General features: G+C 63.1%; 15 protein-coding genes. 10 read left to right on the top strand and 5 right to left on the bottom strand.

Annotated elements, in window-relative coordinates; translation table 11 throughout:
• The first annotated feature begins 40 nt into the window (after positions 1-40).
• The 5 genes from ECTOBSL9_RS03815 (at position 41) to ECTOBSL9_RS03795 (ending at position 4,503) form a co-directional block, all read left to right on the top strand.
• The gene (locus ECTOBSL9_RS03815; protein ID WP_063463947.1) at positions 41-1,117 is read left to right on the top strand and encodes a putative zinc-binding metallopeptidase; all 1,077 of its coding nucleotides are present in this window, start codon (positions 41-43) and stop codon (positions 1,115-1,117) included.
• Between the two features lie 69 nt (positions 1,118-1,186).
• Positions 1,187-1,840, top strand: a complete 654-nt coding sequence (locus ECTOBSL9_RS03810; protein ID WP_063463946.1) for an aminodeoxychorismate/anthranilate synthase component II — start codon at positions 1,187-1,189, stop codon at positions 1,838-1,840.
• Positions 1,837-2,856, top strand: coding sequence for an anthranilate phosphoribosyltransferase (gene trpD, locus ECTOBSL9_RS03805; protein WP_063463945.1), 1,020 nt, complete (start codon positions 1,837-1,839; stop codon positions 2,854-2,856). Before ECTOBSL9_RS03810 ends, trpD begins: the two co-directional genes overlap by 4 nt.
• Positions 2,853-3,662 (top strand): indole-3-glycerol phosphate synthase TrpC, encoded by an 810-nt coding sequence (gene trpC / locus ECTOBSL9_RS03800; protein WP_063463944.1) that lies wholly within the window; start codon positions 2,853-2,855, stop codon positions 3,660-3,662. Before trpD ends, trpC begins: the two co-directional genes overlap by 4 nt.
• 247 nt (positions 3,663-3,909) lie before the next feature.
• Positions 3,910-4,503 (top strand): CBS domain-containing protein, encoded by a 594-nt coding sequence (locus ECTOBSL9_RS03795; RefSeq protein WP_063463943.1) that lies wholly within the window; start codon positions 3,910-3,912, stop codon positions 4,501-4,503.
• A gap of 64 nt (positions 4,504-4,567) precedes the next feature.
• On the opposite strand, the gene ECTOBSL9_RS03790 is transcribed toward ECTOBSL9_RS03795, so the two are convergent.
• Positions 4,568-4,855, bottom strand: coding sequence for an accessory factor UbiK family protein (locus tag ECTOBSL9_RS03790; RefSeq protein ID WP_063463942.1), 288 nt, complete (start codon positions 4,853-4,855; stop codon positions 4,568-4,570).
• Positions 4,856-5,158: 303 nt separating this feature from the next.
• Between ECTOBSL9_RS03790 and ECTOBSL9_RS03780 the strand changes: the two genes are divergently transcribed.
• The 4 genes from ECTOBSL9_RS03780 to ECTOBSL9_RS03765 all read left to right on the top strand — a co-directional run bounded on the left by ECTOBSL9_RS03780 (position 5,159) and on the right by ECTOBSL9_RS03765 (position 9,590).
• Positions 5,159-5,935, top strand: a complete 777-nt coding sequence (locus ECTOBSL9_RS03780) for a TorF family putative porin (RefSeq protein WP_063463940.1) — start codon at positions 5,159-5,161, stop codon at positions 5,933-5,935.
• A gap of 68 nt (positions 5,936-6,003) precedes the next feature.
• Positions 6,004-6,342, top strand: a complete 339-nt coding sequence (glnK, locus tag ECTOBSL9_RS03775; RefSeq protein WP_063463939.1) for a P-II family nitrogen regulator — start codon at positions 6,004-6,006, stop codon at positions 6,340-6,342.
• A gap of 36 nt (positions 6,343-6,378) precedes the next feature.
• A complete protein-coding gene (locus tag ECTOBSL9_RS03770; protein ID WP_063463938.1) occupies positions 6,379-7,632 on the top strand; it encodes an ammonium transporter in 1,254 nt (417 codons plus the stop codon).
• A gap of 368 nt (positions 7,633-8,000) precedes the next feature.
• A complete protein-coding gene (locus ECTOBSL9_RS03765) occupies positions 8,001-9,590 on the top strand; it encodes an ABC-F family ATPase (protein WP_063463937.1) in 1,590 nt (529 codons plus the stop codon).
• A gap of 23 nt (positions 9,591-9,613) precedes the next feature.
• On the opposite strand, the gene ispH is transcribed toward ECTOBSL9_RS03765, so the two are convergent.
• A complete protein-coding gene (gene ispH, locus ECTOBSL9_RS03760) occupies positions 9,614-10,552 on the bottom strand; it encodes a 4-hydroxy-3-methylbut-2-enyl diphosphate reductase (RefSeq protein WP_063463936.1) in 939 nt (312 codons plus the stop codon).
• Positions 10,553-10,715: 163 nt separating this feature from the next.
• On the opposite strand from ispH, the gene ECTOBSL9_RS03755 reads away from it, so the two are divergent.
• Entirely contained in the window at positions 10,716-10,982 is a 267-nt protein-coding gene (locus ECTOBSL9_RS03755) for a hypothetical protein (protein ID WP_063465990.1), read from the top strand.
• Between the two features lie 34 nt (positions 10,983-11,016).
• Here ECTOBSL9_RS03755 and ECTOBSL9_RS03750 read toward each other — a convergent pair whose 3' ends face one another.
• Genes ECTOBSL9_RS03750 through ileS form a run of 3 tightly spaced genes read right to left on the bottom strand, consistent with a single transcriptional unit; the run spans position 11,017 to position 14,810 of the window.
• Complete coding sequence (locus tag ECTOBSL9_RS03750) at positions 11,017-11,454, bottom strand: peptidylprolyl isomerase (RefSeq protein ID WP_063463935.1); 438 nt, start codon at positions 11,452-11,454, stop codon at positions 11,017-11,019.
• Positions 11,451-11,927: a signal peptidase II gene (lspA, locus tag ECTOBSL9_RS03745; RefSeq protein ID WP_063463934.1), complete on the bottom strand. Its 477-nt coding sequence runs from the start codon at positions 11,925-11,927 to the stop codon at positions 11,451-11,453. The genes ECTOBSL9_RS03750 and lspA overlap by 4 nt, the downstream gene beginning before the upstream one ends.
• A gap of 60 nt (positions 11,928-11,987) precedes the next feature.
• Entirely contained in the window at positions 11,988-14,810 is a 2,823-nt protein-coding gene (gene ileS / locus ECTOBSL9_RS03740) for an isoleucine--tRNA ligase (RefSeq protein WP_063463933.1), read from the bottom strand.
• Between the last annotated feature and the right edge of the window lie 13 nt (positions 14,811-14,823).

Here is a 14,823-nt window from a genome sequence, read left to right as displayed (position 1 = left end):
TCAATGATCAAGAGCCCATCAGAAGGTCACTGATAATTCCATGAGACTGTTTAACTGCGGCTCTTGCGGCCAATTGGTCTATTTTGAAAACACCAGTTGCACCCGCTGTGGCCACACCCTGGGATTCCTGCCCGATACCCTGGAAGTGGCGGCCCTGAGCCCGGAAGAGGGCGGATTGTGGCGACCGGTGGGCGCGGTATCCCAGAGGCGCTATCGCATGTGCAACCACTACGCCCGCGATGCGGTGTGCAACTGGATGGTGCCCGCCGAAGAGGATGAGCGGTTCTGCGCCGCCTGCCGTCTCAACCAGGTGATTCCGGATCTGAGCGTGCCGGGCAACAAAAAGTTGTGGTATCGCCTGGAGACGGAGAAGCGTCGGCTGGTCTACAGCCTGTTGCGCCTGAAACTGCCCGTTGTGCCCCGTACCCGCGACGCCCTGGGGCTGGCCTTTGCCTTCATGGCCGATGTGGAACCCCAGTTCTACGAAACCGAACGTGTCATGACCGGGCACGCCCGGGGCCTGATCACCATCAACATCGCCGAGGCCGACCCCGCCACCCGCGAGCGTCTGCGCGAACAGATGGCCGAGCCCTATCGCACCATCCTCGGGCATTTCCGGCACGAGTCCGGCCATTACTACTGGGAGCGGCTCATCAGGGACTCACCCTGGCTGGAGACCTTCCGGTCGCTGTTCGGGGATGAGCGGGAGAATTATGCCCAGGCCCTGCAGCGGCATTACCGGCAGGGGCCGCCGTCAGACTGGGGTCAACACTTCATCACCAGCTATGCCAGCAGTCACCCCTGGGAAGACTGGGCGGAGACCTGGGCCCACTATCTGCACATCGTGGACACCCTGGAGACGGCCCATGAATGGGGGCTGGAGGTGGGGCCGCGCATTGACCAGGGCTGCCAACTGCGCGCCGCGCCAGATTTCGACCCCTACGAACAAGGTGAATTCGCCCCCTTGATGGATCACTGGCTACCGCTCACCTATGCCCTCAACAGCCTCAACCGCAGCATGGGCCACAGCCCCGCCTATCCGTTTATCCTGTCCCTGAAGGCCATGGAAAAGATGGCCCTGATCCACCGGATCGTTGGTGGACACCGACCGGCTTGACCTGGAACCGGGCATCCACGATGCTCCTTTAACCACACGAACAGACCGCTGCGGGAGCCCGTCCAGACCATGCTGTTGATGATTGATAACTACGACTCCTTCACCTACAACCTGGTGCAGTACCTGGGTGAACTGGGTGCCGAGGTGGAGGTGCATCGCAATGATGCCATCACCGTGGACGAGATCGAGGCCATGGCCCCGGAACGCATCGTCATCTCACCGGGCCCCTGCACCCCCGATCAGGCCGGCATCTCCCTGCAGGTGATCCGCCGATTCGCCGGCCGGGTGCCGCTGCTGGGGGTGTGTCTGGGGCACCAGAGCATCGGACAGGCCTTTGGCGGGCACATCATCCATGCCCGGGAGATCATGCATGGCAAGACCTCCATGGTGCATCACAAGGACATGGGCGTGTTTCATGGGTTGGAGAACCCCCTGGAAGCCACCCGCTATCACTCCCTGGTGATCGACAAGACACGCCTGCCCGACTGCCTGGAAGTGACCGCCTGGACCGAAACGCCGGACGGTCAACTGGACGAGATCATGGGGGTGCGCCACCGGGAACTGGCCGTTGAAGGTGTGCAATTTCATCCGGAATCCATCCTCACCCGCCAGGGCCACGAACTGCTGCAGAACTTCCTGCGCACGCCTTTGGTGGTTGACCGGTCGCCCGGGGGCCGTGAAAATCCCGCCAGACACCACGACAGGGGGCGGGCGACACCATGAACATGCAGGAGGCCATCCGGGCCGTAACCGAACACCGGGATCTCTCCGGGCAGGAAATGATCACCGTCATGCGCCAGATCATGACCGGCGAGGCCACGCCAGCGCAGATCGGCGGGTTCCTGGTGGGGCTGCGCATGAAGGGCGAGACGGTGGACGAAGTCGCCGCCGCCGCTTCCGTCATGCGTGAACTGGCCACACGGGTGGACGTGGACGCAAAACACCTGGTGGACACCTGCGGCACGGGGGGCGATGCCTCCGGCACCTTCAATATCTCCACCGCCGCCGCCTTCGTGGTGGCCGCTGCCGGAGGTCGGGTGGCCAAGCATGGCAACCGCTCCGTATCCAGCCGTTCCGGCAGCGCCGATGTGCTGGAGAGCGCCGGCGTGAACCTGGACCTGGACCCGGATCAGGTGGCCCGCTGCATCAACCAGGTGGGCGTGGGCTTCCTGTTCGCCCCCCGGCACCATGGCGCCATGAAGCACGCCGTGGGCCCCCGGCGCGAGATGGGTGTACGCACCCTGTTCAATGTGCTCGGCCCGCTCACCAACCCGGCCGGCGCCCCCAATCAGGTGCTGGGCGTGTTCAGCACCCACTGGCTGGAACCCCTGGCCCAGGTGCTCAAGTTGCTGGGCAGCCGCCACGTGATGGTGGTGCATGCCGAGGACGGCCTGGACGAGATCAGCATCGGCGCGCCCACCCGGGTGGCGGAACTGCGCGATGGCGAAATCACCACCCGCATCATCGCTCCCGAGGCGTTCGGTATGGAACGTACACCCCTGGATGCCGTGCGGGTGGATAGCGCCGAGGAGAGTCTGGCGTTGATCCGGGGCGTGTTCGAGGGTCGCCCCGGGCCGGCAAGGGACATCACCCTGCTCAACGCCGGTGCCGCCATCTACGTGGCTGGCCTGGCCGAAACGCTGGACGCGGGTATCCAGCGGGCTGCCGAGGTCATCGACAATGGTGGCGCGGCTGCCAAGATGGACGAACTGATATCGCTGTCGGGGGCCATCCAGTGAGCGACGCACCGGATATCCTGAAGAAGATCCTCGCCCGCAAGCGCGAGGAAGTGGCTGAACGCCGCCGACACACCCCACTGGACGACCTGATCCGCTTCACCGACGCGGCCCCGGCCGTGCGTCCCTTCCTGCAGGCCCTCCGGGATCGCATTCAGGCGGGTGATCCGGCGGTGATTGCCGAGGTGAAGAAGGCCAGCCCCAGCAAGGGGGTGTTGCGGGAGGATTTCGACCCAGCGGCCATTGCCCGAAGTTATGAGCAGGGCGGGGCGGCGTGCCTGTCGGTGCTGACCGATCATGATTTCTTCCAGGGTCATGAGGCCTACCTGCAGGAGGCCCGCGCTGCCTGCGCTCTCCCCGTGCTGCGCAAGGACTTCATCATCGACCCCTATCAGGTCTACGAGGCCCGGGTGATGGGCGCCGATTGCGTGCTGCTGATCGTCTCGGCCCTGGGGGATGTGAACCTCAAGGACCTGTTGCTGCTCATCCACGAGTTGGGCATGAATGCCCTGGTGGAGGTGCACGACGCCGAGGAACTGGAACGGGCCCTCACCCTGGATGCCACTCTGATCGGCATCAACAATCGCAGCCTCAGAACCTTCGAAACCCGTCTGGAAACCACCCTGGACCTGGTGGAGCGCGTGCCTGCGGACCGCCTGCTGGTCACCGAGAGTGGCATTCACACCCGTGCGGACGTGGAGCGGATGCGTTCAGCGGGCGTGCATGCCTTCCTGATCGGCGAGGCCTTCATGAAGGTGCCGGACCCGGGGCATGAGCTGGCTACTGTGATGGGCTTCGCCCGGACCTGACCCCGGGCACCGTGGGAGCGGCCTTCGGCCGCGAATAGCGGCGGGCACATTGCCCGAACAGACCTCACTGCCCGCCGCCCTTCGCCGCCAGGGGCGGCTCCCACAGGCACCCCGATCCCAAAAACCCACCACCCCGCCCGGTAATCGACAACTGCCACCGGCAGGCGTAACCTGACCATCGAGGCACCCCACACCCCAACGGGGCGTGGAGAGAATAAACAAAAGCCCGATACCAAAGGAGACCGCCATGGCTGCACGCTATGCACTGATTCCGTCCCACACGCTGTCTGAACATGTCACCGTCCATCGGTTTGGCCAGGGTCTGCCCTCGCGGGTGACCATGGAGGATCCGGCCGGGGACGTGATGACCGATTTCCGCCGTGTGGAAGCCGTGACCGCGCCACCGGAGATGCCCATGGACGCGGCCCTGCAGAAGATGATTCATGCCGGGGTGCGGTTGTTGATTGTGGTGGACCCCGAGGACGGTGTGCGGGGTGTGGTCACCGCCCGGGACATCATGGGGGAAAAGCCGGTCAAGGCCGTCTCGGACGAGCGCATCTCCCACAACGCCCTGCTGGTGCAGCATGTGATGACGCCCCGGGGCGAGTTGAGCGTGATGGACCATTACGATGTGGTCACGGCCCGGGTGGGGGATGTGGTGGTCACCCTGCGCGATGCGGGGCGTCAGCACGCCCTGGTGGTGGAGTATGACGAGCGGCGCCGCGAGTTGTTGCGAGGGTTGTTCTCACTGACGCAGATCGGCCGGCAGTTGGGGGTGGAGATCACCTCGGAGGGGCCGGTGCAAAGTTTTGCGCAGATCGAGAAGTTGTTGAATCGGTAGGTTTGTGGCGGGTTGCCGAACCGGGCAGGGGACCCCCGCCCGGTTCTGCTTGGGTGGTTGTGTGTTACAAATCCCCCGCCGGGTTCTCATCCCCCTGTGCCCGGGGTGCCAAAAACTCCTTCTCCAGCGCCTTCACCCGTACCTCCATGGCTGAGAGGCGTTCGCGGGTGCGCTCCAGCATGGCGGCTTGTACCTCGAACTCCTCACGGGTGACCAGATCCATGCGATGGAAGGCACCGGACAGGCCGGCCTTGAGGTTCTTCTCAATGTCCGCCTGAACATGCTGCACGGACTCGGGCATCATCCCGCTCAATTTGCGGACCATTTCATCCAGGCTCTTGTTGTCGATCATGGTGCACCTCCGTGCCGTGTTCGTATGTCGTGCCCATTTTACGCCTTAAGTGGGCCGAAGGGCAGGCACCCCGCCCGCCGCCCCCCATCCCCGAAGTCCCTTTTCAAGTCTGCCCCACAATGGTGCAAGAATCCCCCCTCGCTCACCCAAAACAGGGCGCCCTCCACGGCCAGAATCGTGAACCAATCCACAAGGCCCTGAAAAACAGAGAAAAACCAACCTGGCACGCCAAATGCTAAAACCCTCCCGGCAGTGACTTTTACACCACAGATGTGAACAACGAACCTGCGAGAGGAAACATCCATGAGCAAGGCCCTGACCAAAACCGCCCTGACCGCCGCCGTCACCACCGCCCTGCTGGCTGGCGCCGCAGTGACCTCCACGGCATCGGCCGAGGTGAGCGCGAATATCGGGTTTACCAGTAACTACATCTTCCGGGGTGTCACGGAGTCTGACGATGGTGCCGCCGTTCAGGGTGGTATCGACTATGAGCATGAGGGTGGATTCTACGTAGGAACCTGGATTTCCAGTCTTGGTGAAACGAGCGTGGATTCGGTCCAATGCGCTGCCGGACCTGGCCAGGTTGCGGCATCTCAGGCAGCCGGAGAGTGTGAAGTTTCAACCAGCGCCGATCGCGGCGGCTATGAAATGGATCTCTACTTCGGCGTGGCTGGCGAGGTTGGTACGTCCGGGGTGGGCTTTGATATTGGTTATATCTACTACGCCTATCCTGCCGCAGAGAGTGCCGCCGACGCCAACTTCGGCGAGATCTACGGCGGCCTGGACTACATGGGCTTCTACGGCCTGGTGAACTTCGTCACCAATGCGGACGATAGCGACCTGGAAAGCTCCATCGCCTACGAGGTGGGTTACGGCTTCGACCTGATGGACGGCTACTCCCTGGGCGGCACCGTGGGCTACGTGGACTGGGATGATAGTGACTGGGAAGACTATACCTGGTGGTCCCTGCACGTCAGCAAGGCCACTGATTTCGGCGACTTCACGCTGGCCTACACCCAGAACGATACCGACGAGGACGACGATCCGCGCTTCAACGTCTCCTACGTCATGTCCTTCTAACCCGACCACGAGACACCCACGCACACGGTGGGCGGCCTGGTCGGGCGCCCACCCAAGGAGCAGCGAACATGAAACTGGTCACAGCAATCATCAAGCCCTTCAAGCTGGACGACGTGCGTGAAGCCCTGTCGGAGATCGGCGTGCAGGGCATCACCGTCACGGAGGTCAAGGGCTTCGGGCGGCAGAAGGGTCACACCGAACTCTACCGGGGGGCCGAGTACGTGGTGGATTTCCTGCCCAAGGTGAAAATGGAAGTCGCCGTGGATGATGGCCTGGTGGATCAGGTCATCGAGGCGGTGAGCAAATCCGCCAACACCGGCAAGATCGGCGACGGCAAGATCTTCGTCTTCCCGCTGGAACAGGCCATTCGCATCCGCACCGGCGAGACCGGTACAGACGCACTCTAAATCACGAACAAACACTCACTTGGCGGGGGATTCATTGTGGAAAACCAAGTCATAGAAGTCGCATATGCGCTAGACACATTCTATTTCCTCGTGTCCGGTGCCCTGGTCATGTGGATGGCCGCAGGGTTCACGATGCTCGAGGCGGGCCTGGTCCGCTCCAAGAGCACCGTGGAGATTCTTACCAAGAACATCGCGCTGTATTCCATCGCCTGCATCATGTACATGATCATCGGCTACAACATCATGTACGGTGGCGGCATCAACGCCCTGATTCCCAGCTTCTGGCCCGTGCTCAGCACCATGGACAACACGGCTGAAGAGGTCATCGCCAGCGGTGGGGATATCTACTACTCCAACATGGCCGACTTCTTCTTCCAGGTGGTCTTCGTGGCCACGGCCATGTCCATCGTCTCCGGTGCCGTAGCCGAGCGCATGAAGCTGTGGGCCTTCCTGGCCTTCTGCGTGGTCCTCACCGGCTTCATCTATCCCATCCAGGGTTTCTGGAGCTGGGGTGAAGGCTTCCTGGATCAGCTGGGCTACCTGGACTACGCCGGTTCCGGCATCGTCCACATGACCGGTGCCGTGGCTGCCCTGGCCGGCGTGCTGCTGCTCGGCGCTCGTAAGGGCAAGTACGGTCCCAAGGGTCAGGTCAACGCCCTGCCGGGTGCCAACATGCCGCTGGCCACCCTGGGCATCTTCATCCTCTGGATGGGCTGGTTTGGCTTCAACGGTGGTTCCGAGCTCAAGGTGTCGGATGTTGAGTCCGCCAACGCCGTGGCCCGTGTCTTCACCAACACCAACCTCTCTGCCGCCGGTGGTGTGGTGGCCGCGCTCATCGCCTCCCGTCTGCTGTTCGGCAAGACCGACCTCACCATGGGTCTCAACGGCGCCCTGGCAGGCCTGGTGGCCATCACCGCGGAACCGCTCATGCCCCATCCGGCACTGGCGGTGCTGATCGGCTTCATCGGTGGTGTGCTGGTGGTCTTCTCCATCGTCCTGCTGGACAAGGTGCGGATCGACGACCCGGCAGGCGCCATCTCCGCCCATGGTACGGCTGGCATCTGGGGTGTGTTCGCGGTGCTGCTCTCCAACCCGGACGCCACCTTCGTGGCCCAGTTGGTGGGTGTGCTCTCCATCTTCGCCTTCGTCTTCACCGCCAGCCTGCTGTTCTGGCTGATCCTCAAGTACACCATCGGTATTCGGGTGAGCGAAGAGGATGAAATGCGGGGCGTGGACATCGCCGAATGCGGCCTCGAGGCCTACCCGGAGTTCACTGCCGGTCGTAAGTAAAGTCTCCTCTGCAGGGAGTGAAGTGGTTGCGGGCGCCTAAGGCGCCCGCTTTTTTTGGTGCGCCAGGCATAGAGACGATCTGAGCCTGCCCCCTGTGGAAGCGGGCCCCGCCCGCGAAAGCGGTGAGCACATGGCATGGTCTGGGCGCTGCTGCCGCAGCGCATCGCCGGCAGGCCAGCTCCCGCGGTGGCAAACTGTAAAAATGTATGGTGACTAAAAAGGTGACAGACACCTTTTTGACCATGCCCTACGCTCGTCGGACAACCCTGTCAATAACGGCCCAGAGCCCGTACCATGCCCGGTTGGGTTTTCAGACCTCCCCATCGCCGCCCGGCAACCACACCCTCCTTTTTCCGCAGGACATTCTTTTGATATCCACCGCCAATATCACCATGCAGTTCGGGGCCAAGCCTCTCTTCGAGAACGTATCAGTCAAGTTTGGCGGGGGTAACCGTTACGGCCTGATCGGTGCCAACGGCTCGGGCAAGTCCACCTTCATGAAAATCCTGGGGGGCGATCTCGAGCCTTCCGGCGGCCAGGTGATGCTCGAGCCCAATGTGCGCCTGGGCAAGCTGCGTCAGGACCAGTTCGCCTATGAGAGCTACAGCGTGCTGGACACCGTGATCATGGGTCACGAGGCGCTGTGGAAGACGCGTGCCGAGCGCGACCGCATCTATTCCCTGGCGGAAATGAGCGAAGAAGACGGCATGAAGGTGGCCGAACTGGAAACCGAATTTGCCGAGATGGACGGATACACCGCCGAAGCCCGTGCTGGCGAGCTGCTGCTCGGCCTGGGTATTCCGCTGGCGCAACACAACGGGCCCATGAGCGAGATCGCGCCCGGCTGGAAGCTACGCGTCCTGCTGGCCCAGGCGCTGTTTTCCGATCCGGAAGTGCTGCTGCTGGACGAGCCCACCAACCACCTGGATATCAACACCATCCGCTGGCTGGAAGGCGTTTTGACCTCGCGCAACAGCACCATGGTCATCATTTCCCACGATCGCCACTTTCTCAACAGCGTCTGTACGCACATGGCGGATCTGGACTTTGGCGAACTGCGCCTGTTCCCCGGCAACTACGATGAATACATGACGGCCGCCACTCAGGCCCGCGAGCGCTTGCTGTCCGACAACGCGAAGAAGAAGGCCCAGATTGCCGAGCTGCAGACCTTCGTCAGCCGCTTCTCGGCCAACGCCTCCAAATCCAAGCAGGCCACCAGCCGCGCCCGGCAGATCGAGAAGATCCAGCTGGATGAGGTCAAGCCTTCGAGTCGGGTCAGCCCGTTCATCCGTTTCGATCAGTACAAGAAGTTGCACCGCCAGGCCGTGATCCTCGACAAGGTCAGCCAGGGGTTCGATGGCGAGCCGTTGTTCAAGAACCTGAGTCTGCACATCGAGGCCGGTGAGCGCGTTGCGATCATTGGGCCCAACGGCATCGGCAAGACGACGCTGCTACGCACCCTGGTGAATGAACTGCCACCGATGACGGGCACGGTCAAATGGGCCGAAAGCGCTGATCTGGGCTATTTTGCCCAGGAACACGCCGACGACTTCAAGAACGACGAGACCCTGATCGACTGGATGGCGCAGTGGACCACCGGCGGCGACCAATTGGTGCGCGGTACCCTGGGTCGCATGCTGTTTTCCAACGATGACATCCTCAAATCGGTGAAGGTGATTTCCGGTGGTGAGCAGGGCCGCATGCTGTTCGGCAAGCTGATCCTGCAAAAACCCAATGTGATGATCATGGACGAACCCACCAACCACCTGGACATGGAATCGATTGAGGCACTGAACCTGGCCCTGGAGAACTACCCCGGCACGCTGATCTTCGTCAGCCATGACCGCGAGTTCGTCTCCAGTCTGGCAACACGCATCATCGAGCTGAACGAAAACGGCGTGACCGATTTCAACGGCACCTACGACGACTATCTGCGTGAGCTGGACGTGGCAGTGTGAGCGAAAAAGGTGTCTGTCCCCTTTTAAGTGGGTCTCAGCTCTTTTGGTAGGGAGAAGGTCACCTTCTCGCTGCGGCCTTCGTGTTCCACGCAGGTTTCCACGCCCAGGGGCTTGAGGTGATCCACCACCTGTTGCACCAGGAGTTCCGGGGCGGAGGCGCCGGCGGTGATGCCGATGCGCTGACGGCCTTCCAGCCAGCGGGCGTCGATGTCCTCGGCGCCGTCGATGAGGTAGGCCTGTATTCCCAGCTTTTCGGCAATTTCCCGCAGGCGATTGGAGTTGGAACTGTTGGGCGAACCCACCACCAGGATCAGGTCGCACTGCCCAGCCAGGGACTTGATGGCATCCTGGCGGTTCTGGGTGGCGTAGCAGATGTCGTCACGGCGCTGCCCCTGGATGTTGGGGAAACGCTCCCGCAAAACCTGGAAGATGCCCTGGGTGTCGTCCATGGAGAGGGTGGTCTGGGTCACGTAGGCCAGGCGGCCCGGGTCCTTCACTTGCAGTTCCCGGGCCTGCTGGATGTTCTCCACCAGATAGATCTCGCCCCCTTTGCTGCGATCATACTGCCCCAGGGTGCCATCCACTTCCGGGTGCCCGGCGTGGCCGATGAGGATGACTTCTTCACCCCGGGCCGCATGGCGGGCCACCTCCATGTGTACCTTGGTGACCAGCGGGCAGGTGGCGTCAAAGACCCGCAGGCCGCGCTTGTCGGCTTCGTCCCGCACGCTTCGGGGCACGCCGTGGGCACTGAAGATCACCGTGGCGCCATCGGGCACCTGATCCAGTTCCTCCACGAAGACGGCCCCCTTCCCCCTGAGTTCGTTGACCACGTAGCGGTTATGCACCACCTCGTGGCGCACATAGATGGGCTGGCCGAACAGGTCCAGGGCCCGTTCCACGATCTCGATGGCCCGGTCGACACCGGCGCAGAATCCACGGGGGTTGGCGAGGAGGATATGCATGTTCTTCTGGCCTGAGAGTGAGGATGGCTGGTAGGGCGATATCCTACAACAACGGCGCGCGGCTGCCGAATGGGCCTGCGATGCTTGGGGGCAAAGGGGGCTGTCCTCCTTATGCAAATTGGACTATCCTCGAATTCTCCGCTCGTTCATGGGGCTACAGGCTTTGGCAAGCATCACCTTCGACACTCACGAGTTTATCAAGACCCTTGAGAAGGCAGGCTTCGATGAGAAGCAAGCAGAAGCTGTGGCGCTGGCTTTCAAAAATGCTCAACGCGAGGCAGAGGTTGCCACCAAGGAGGATATCGCGCTGGTGAGATCCGAAGTGCGTGAGATGGAGCATCGATTGAAAGCGGACCTGATCAAGTGGATGGCAGGTTTGCTGCTTGCTCAAGCTGCGCTGGTGGCCACTTTGGTGAAGTTGTTCTCCTGATCACATTTCGTGGAGTGGGCAGGCCACTACTGATTCAGTTCGGCGTTTCCACCGACAGCACCTCAATCTCCACCGTGATGGTGTGTCCCGCCAGCGGGTGGTTGAAATCCACAATGACACGGTCCCCCTCCATCTCCCGGATGAGCCCCGGGATCTGCTCGCCCTTGGGGGTGTCGAAGCCCACCAGCAGGCCGGGTTCCAGGGGCATGTCCTCGGGGAAGTCGCTGCGTTCCATGGTCTGAACCGCCTGGGCGGTGGCGAAGCCGAAGGCCTGCTCCGGGGGGAGGGTGGTGGTGCTCGACGCCCCTTCCGAAAGCGCCGTGACCAGTCCTTCCAGGGCGCCGTGCAACTCTCCCTCGCCGACGGTGAATTCCACCGGCTCGCCGTCATCTTCCCGTGTGCTGTCGGCTACCTGGCCGTTTTCCAGGGTGATGGTGTAGTGCATCCGCACCCGGCTGCCGGGGGCGATCACGAGCCCTGCCTCTGACGGGAGGCGGGTAGAAAGCTGGTGGCGATGAGGATCACGGCGCCCACGGTAATGGCGCTGTCGGCGATGTTGAAGGTGGGCCAGTGGTAGCCGGCGTAGTGAACGTCGATGAAGTCGATCACGTGCCCGTGCAGGACCCGATCGATGACATTGCCGATGGCACCGCCCAGGATCAGCGCCAGGCTGATGGCGGTGCCTGTCTCGCCCCGCTGGAGTCGATGCAGCCACCAGATGATGACGGCACTGACCAGCAGTGCCAGGGCCGTGAGGAACCAGCGCTGCCAGCCCCCGGCGTCACTGAGGAAGCTGAAGGCGGCGCCCTGGTTGTAGACCAGGGCCAGGTTCAGGAAGGGCAGGATCTCCATGGGGGCGAACTGCACGAGTTGATATTCGGCGATACGCTTGGTGATCTGGTCCAGCACGATCACGCCGAAGGAGAGCCATAGCCATTTGAGCATGTTGTTGGGTCTCTGTTTGCCTTGGGTTGTCTTCTGGGGGGAGGGCAAGCGGCGGCCCGGTCAGGCAAACGCCCGTTGCTCCCCCTCGCCCGCCACGTTCTCCACGCAGCGTCCACACAACTCCGGGTGTTCGGCGCTGCTGCCCACATCCTCCCGATGATGCCAGCAGCGGGGACACTTGGCATGCTCGCAGCGCAGGGCGCGGATGGCCAGGGCGGTGCCGTCGGGCAGGGCGGAAGCCACGGCCGTGGCCGGTGCCTGACCCAGGGCATGTACCCGGGCGTAGGAGGTGATCAGCACGAACCGCAGTTCATCCCCCAGGCGACTGAGGATCTCCTGCAGGCCGGCATCGCAGTAGAGATCCACCTCGGCATCCAGGGAGGCTCCAATGCCGCCTTCGTTGCGCAGTTTTTCCAGTTCACGGCTCACGCACTGGCGCACCTCCAGCACCCGGCGCCAGTCCTCCACACCCAGGGGCGCATCGTCCTGCAGGGGGAAGAGACCGTCATACCAGGTGTTGAGCAGCACCGAGGCGTTGCGCTCGCCGGGGATCTGCTGCCAGATCTCCTCGCCGGTGAAGGAGAGGATGGGCGTCAGCCAGCGGGTCATGGCCTCGATGATGTGGTACATGGCCGTCTGCGCCGAGCGGCGCGCGCGGCTGTCCGCCTGGGTGGTGTACTGACGGTCCTTGATCACGTCCAGGTAGAAACTGCCCATCTCCACCGAGCAGAAATTATGCACCCGCTGGTAGATCTGGTGGAACTGGTATTGCTCGTAGGCGCGGATGACATGCTGCTGCACCTGCAGGGCCTGGTCCACGGCCCAGCGGTCCAGGGGCAGCATGCGTTCGGCAGGCAGCAGGTCGGTGGCCGGATCGAAACCGTTGAGGTTGGCCAGCAGGAACCGGGCGGTATTGCGCATGCGCCGATAGGCATCGGCGGTGCGCTTGAGGATCTCGTCGGATACGGCCATCTCGCCACTGAAGTCGGTGGCTGCCACCCACAGGCGCAGGATGTCGGCCCCCAGGGTGTCCATCACCTTCTGGGGGGCCACCACATTGCCCTTGGACTTGGACATCTTCTGGCCCTGGGCGTCCACGGTGAAGCCGTGGGTGAGCACCGCCTTGTAGGGTGCGGCACCGCGCATGGCCACGGAGGTGAGCAGGGACGACTGGAACCAGCCCCGGTGCTGGTCGGAGCCCTCCAGATACAGGTCCGCCGGCAGGCCCAGGCCCGGGCGACGCTCGGTCACCGTGGTGTGGGTCACGCCTGAATCGAACCACACGTCCAGGGTGTCGCTCAGCTTTTCGAAGCGTTCGGCGTCTTCTCCCAGCAGTTCCTTCGGGTCCAGCGAGAACCAGGCCTCGATGCCTTCCTGCTCCACCTTTTGGGCCACGGCCTCGATCAGGGCCTGGGTGTCCGGGTGCAGGGCGCCGGTTTCCTTGTGGATGAACAGGGGGATGGGCACGCCCCAGTTGCGCTGTCGGGAGATGCACCAGTCCGGGCGGTTGCCCACCATGCCCTCGATGCGGGCGCGGCCCCAGTCGGGCACCCATTGCACCTGCTCGATGGCCTTGAGTGCGCCGTCGCGCAGTTCCGCCTTGTCCATGCTGATGAACCACTGGGAGGTGGCCCGGAAGATGATGGGGGTCTTGTGGCGCCAGCAATGGGGATAGCTGTGGCGCAGTTTCTCCACATGCACCAGCGCCTCGCGTTCCTTGAGCACTTCCAGGATGCGGCCGTTGGCCTCGGTCACGTTCAGCCCGGCGAACAGCTCGGTGGAGGGCAGGAAGCGGCCATCGCCCCCCACCGGGTTTTCCACGGGCAGGTCGTAACGGCGGCCGACGATATAGTCGTCCTGACCATGGCCCGGGGCGGTATGCACAGCGCCGGTACCGGCCTCCAGGTTCACGTGCTCACCCAGGATCACAGGCACGTGGCGGTCGTAGAAGGGGTGCTGCAGCAGCAGGCCTTCCAGGGCTGCGCCCTGGGCACGACCGATGATGTGGTGCCCTTCCAGATCGTAGCGCTGCATGAGGTTGTCCACCAGTTCGGTGGCCACCAGCAGGCGCTCGTCATTCACGGCCACCAGGGCGTACTCCAGTTCCCCGTTCAGGGCCACGGCCTGGTTGGCGGGCAGGGTCCAGGGGGTGGTGGTCCAGATAACCACGCTGATGGGGCCGCTGCCGGCATCACCATCCACATGCATGCGTCTGAGCAGATCCTCGTCTTCCAGGGCACGGAAGCGCACGTCGATGGCCGGGGAGGTCTTGTCCTCGTATTCCACCTCAGCCTCGGCCAGGGCGGAACCGCAGTCCACGCACCAGTGCACCGGCTTGTTGCCCTGGATCACGTGGCCACGGTCGATGATGCGGCCCAGGGCGCGCATGATGTCCGCCTCCACGGCGTAGTCCATGGTGAGGTAGGGGTTTTCCCAGTCACCCAGTACGCCCAGGCGCTTGAAGTCCTCGCGCTGGCGGTTCACCTGATCCTGGGCGTAGTGGCGACAGGCCTCGCGGAAGGCACGGGCGTCCGCCCCCTTGCCGGCCTTGCCCTGGCTGCGCTCCACCTGCAGTTCGATGGGCAGGCCGTGGCAATCCCAGCCGGGCACGTAGGGGGCGTCGTAGCCCGCCAGGGTGCGGCTCTTGACGATGACATCCTTGAGGATCTTGTTCACCGCATGACCGATGTGAATGTCCCCATTGGCATAGGGCGGACCGTCGGCCAGTACGAAGCGGGGCCGACCGGCGCTGGCCTGGCGGATCTGCTGGTACAGCCCCTCTTGTTCCCAGGTGGCCAGCATGTCCGGCTCGCGCTTGGCCAGGTTGCCGCGCATGGGGAAGTCGGTCTTGGGCAGGTTCAGGGTGTCTTTATAGTCGGTCAAGCTGGAAATCCTC

Origin of the sequence: Ectothiorhodospira sp. BSL-9 (assembly GCF_001632845.1) — a bacterium.
Lineage (GTDB): Bacteria > Pseudomonadota > Gammaproteobacteria > Ectothiorhodospirales > Ectothiorhodospiraceae > Ectothiorhodospira.
The sequence above is the reverse complement of the archived record's forward strand: the minus strand, read 5'-3'. Positions and strand labels throughout refer to the sequence as shown.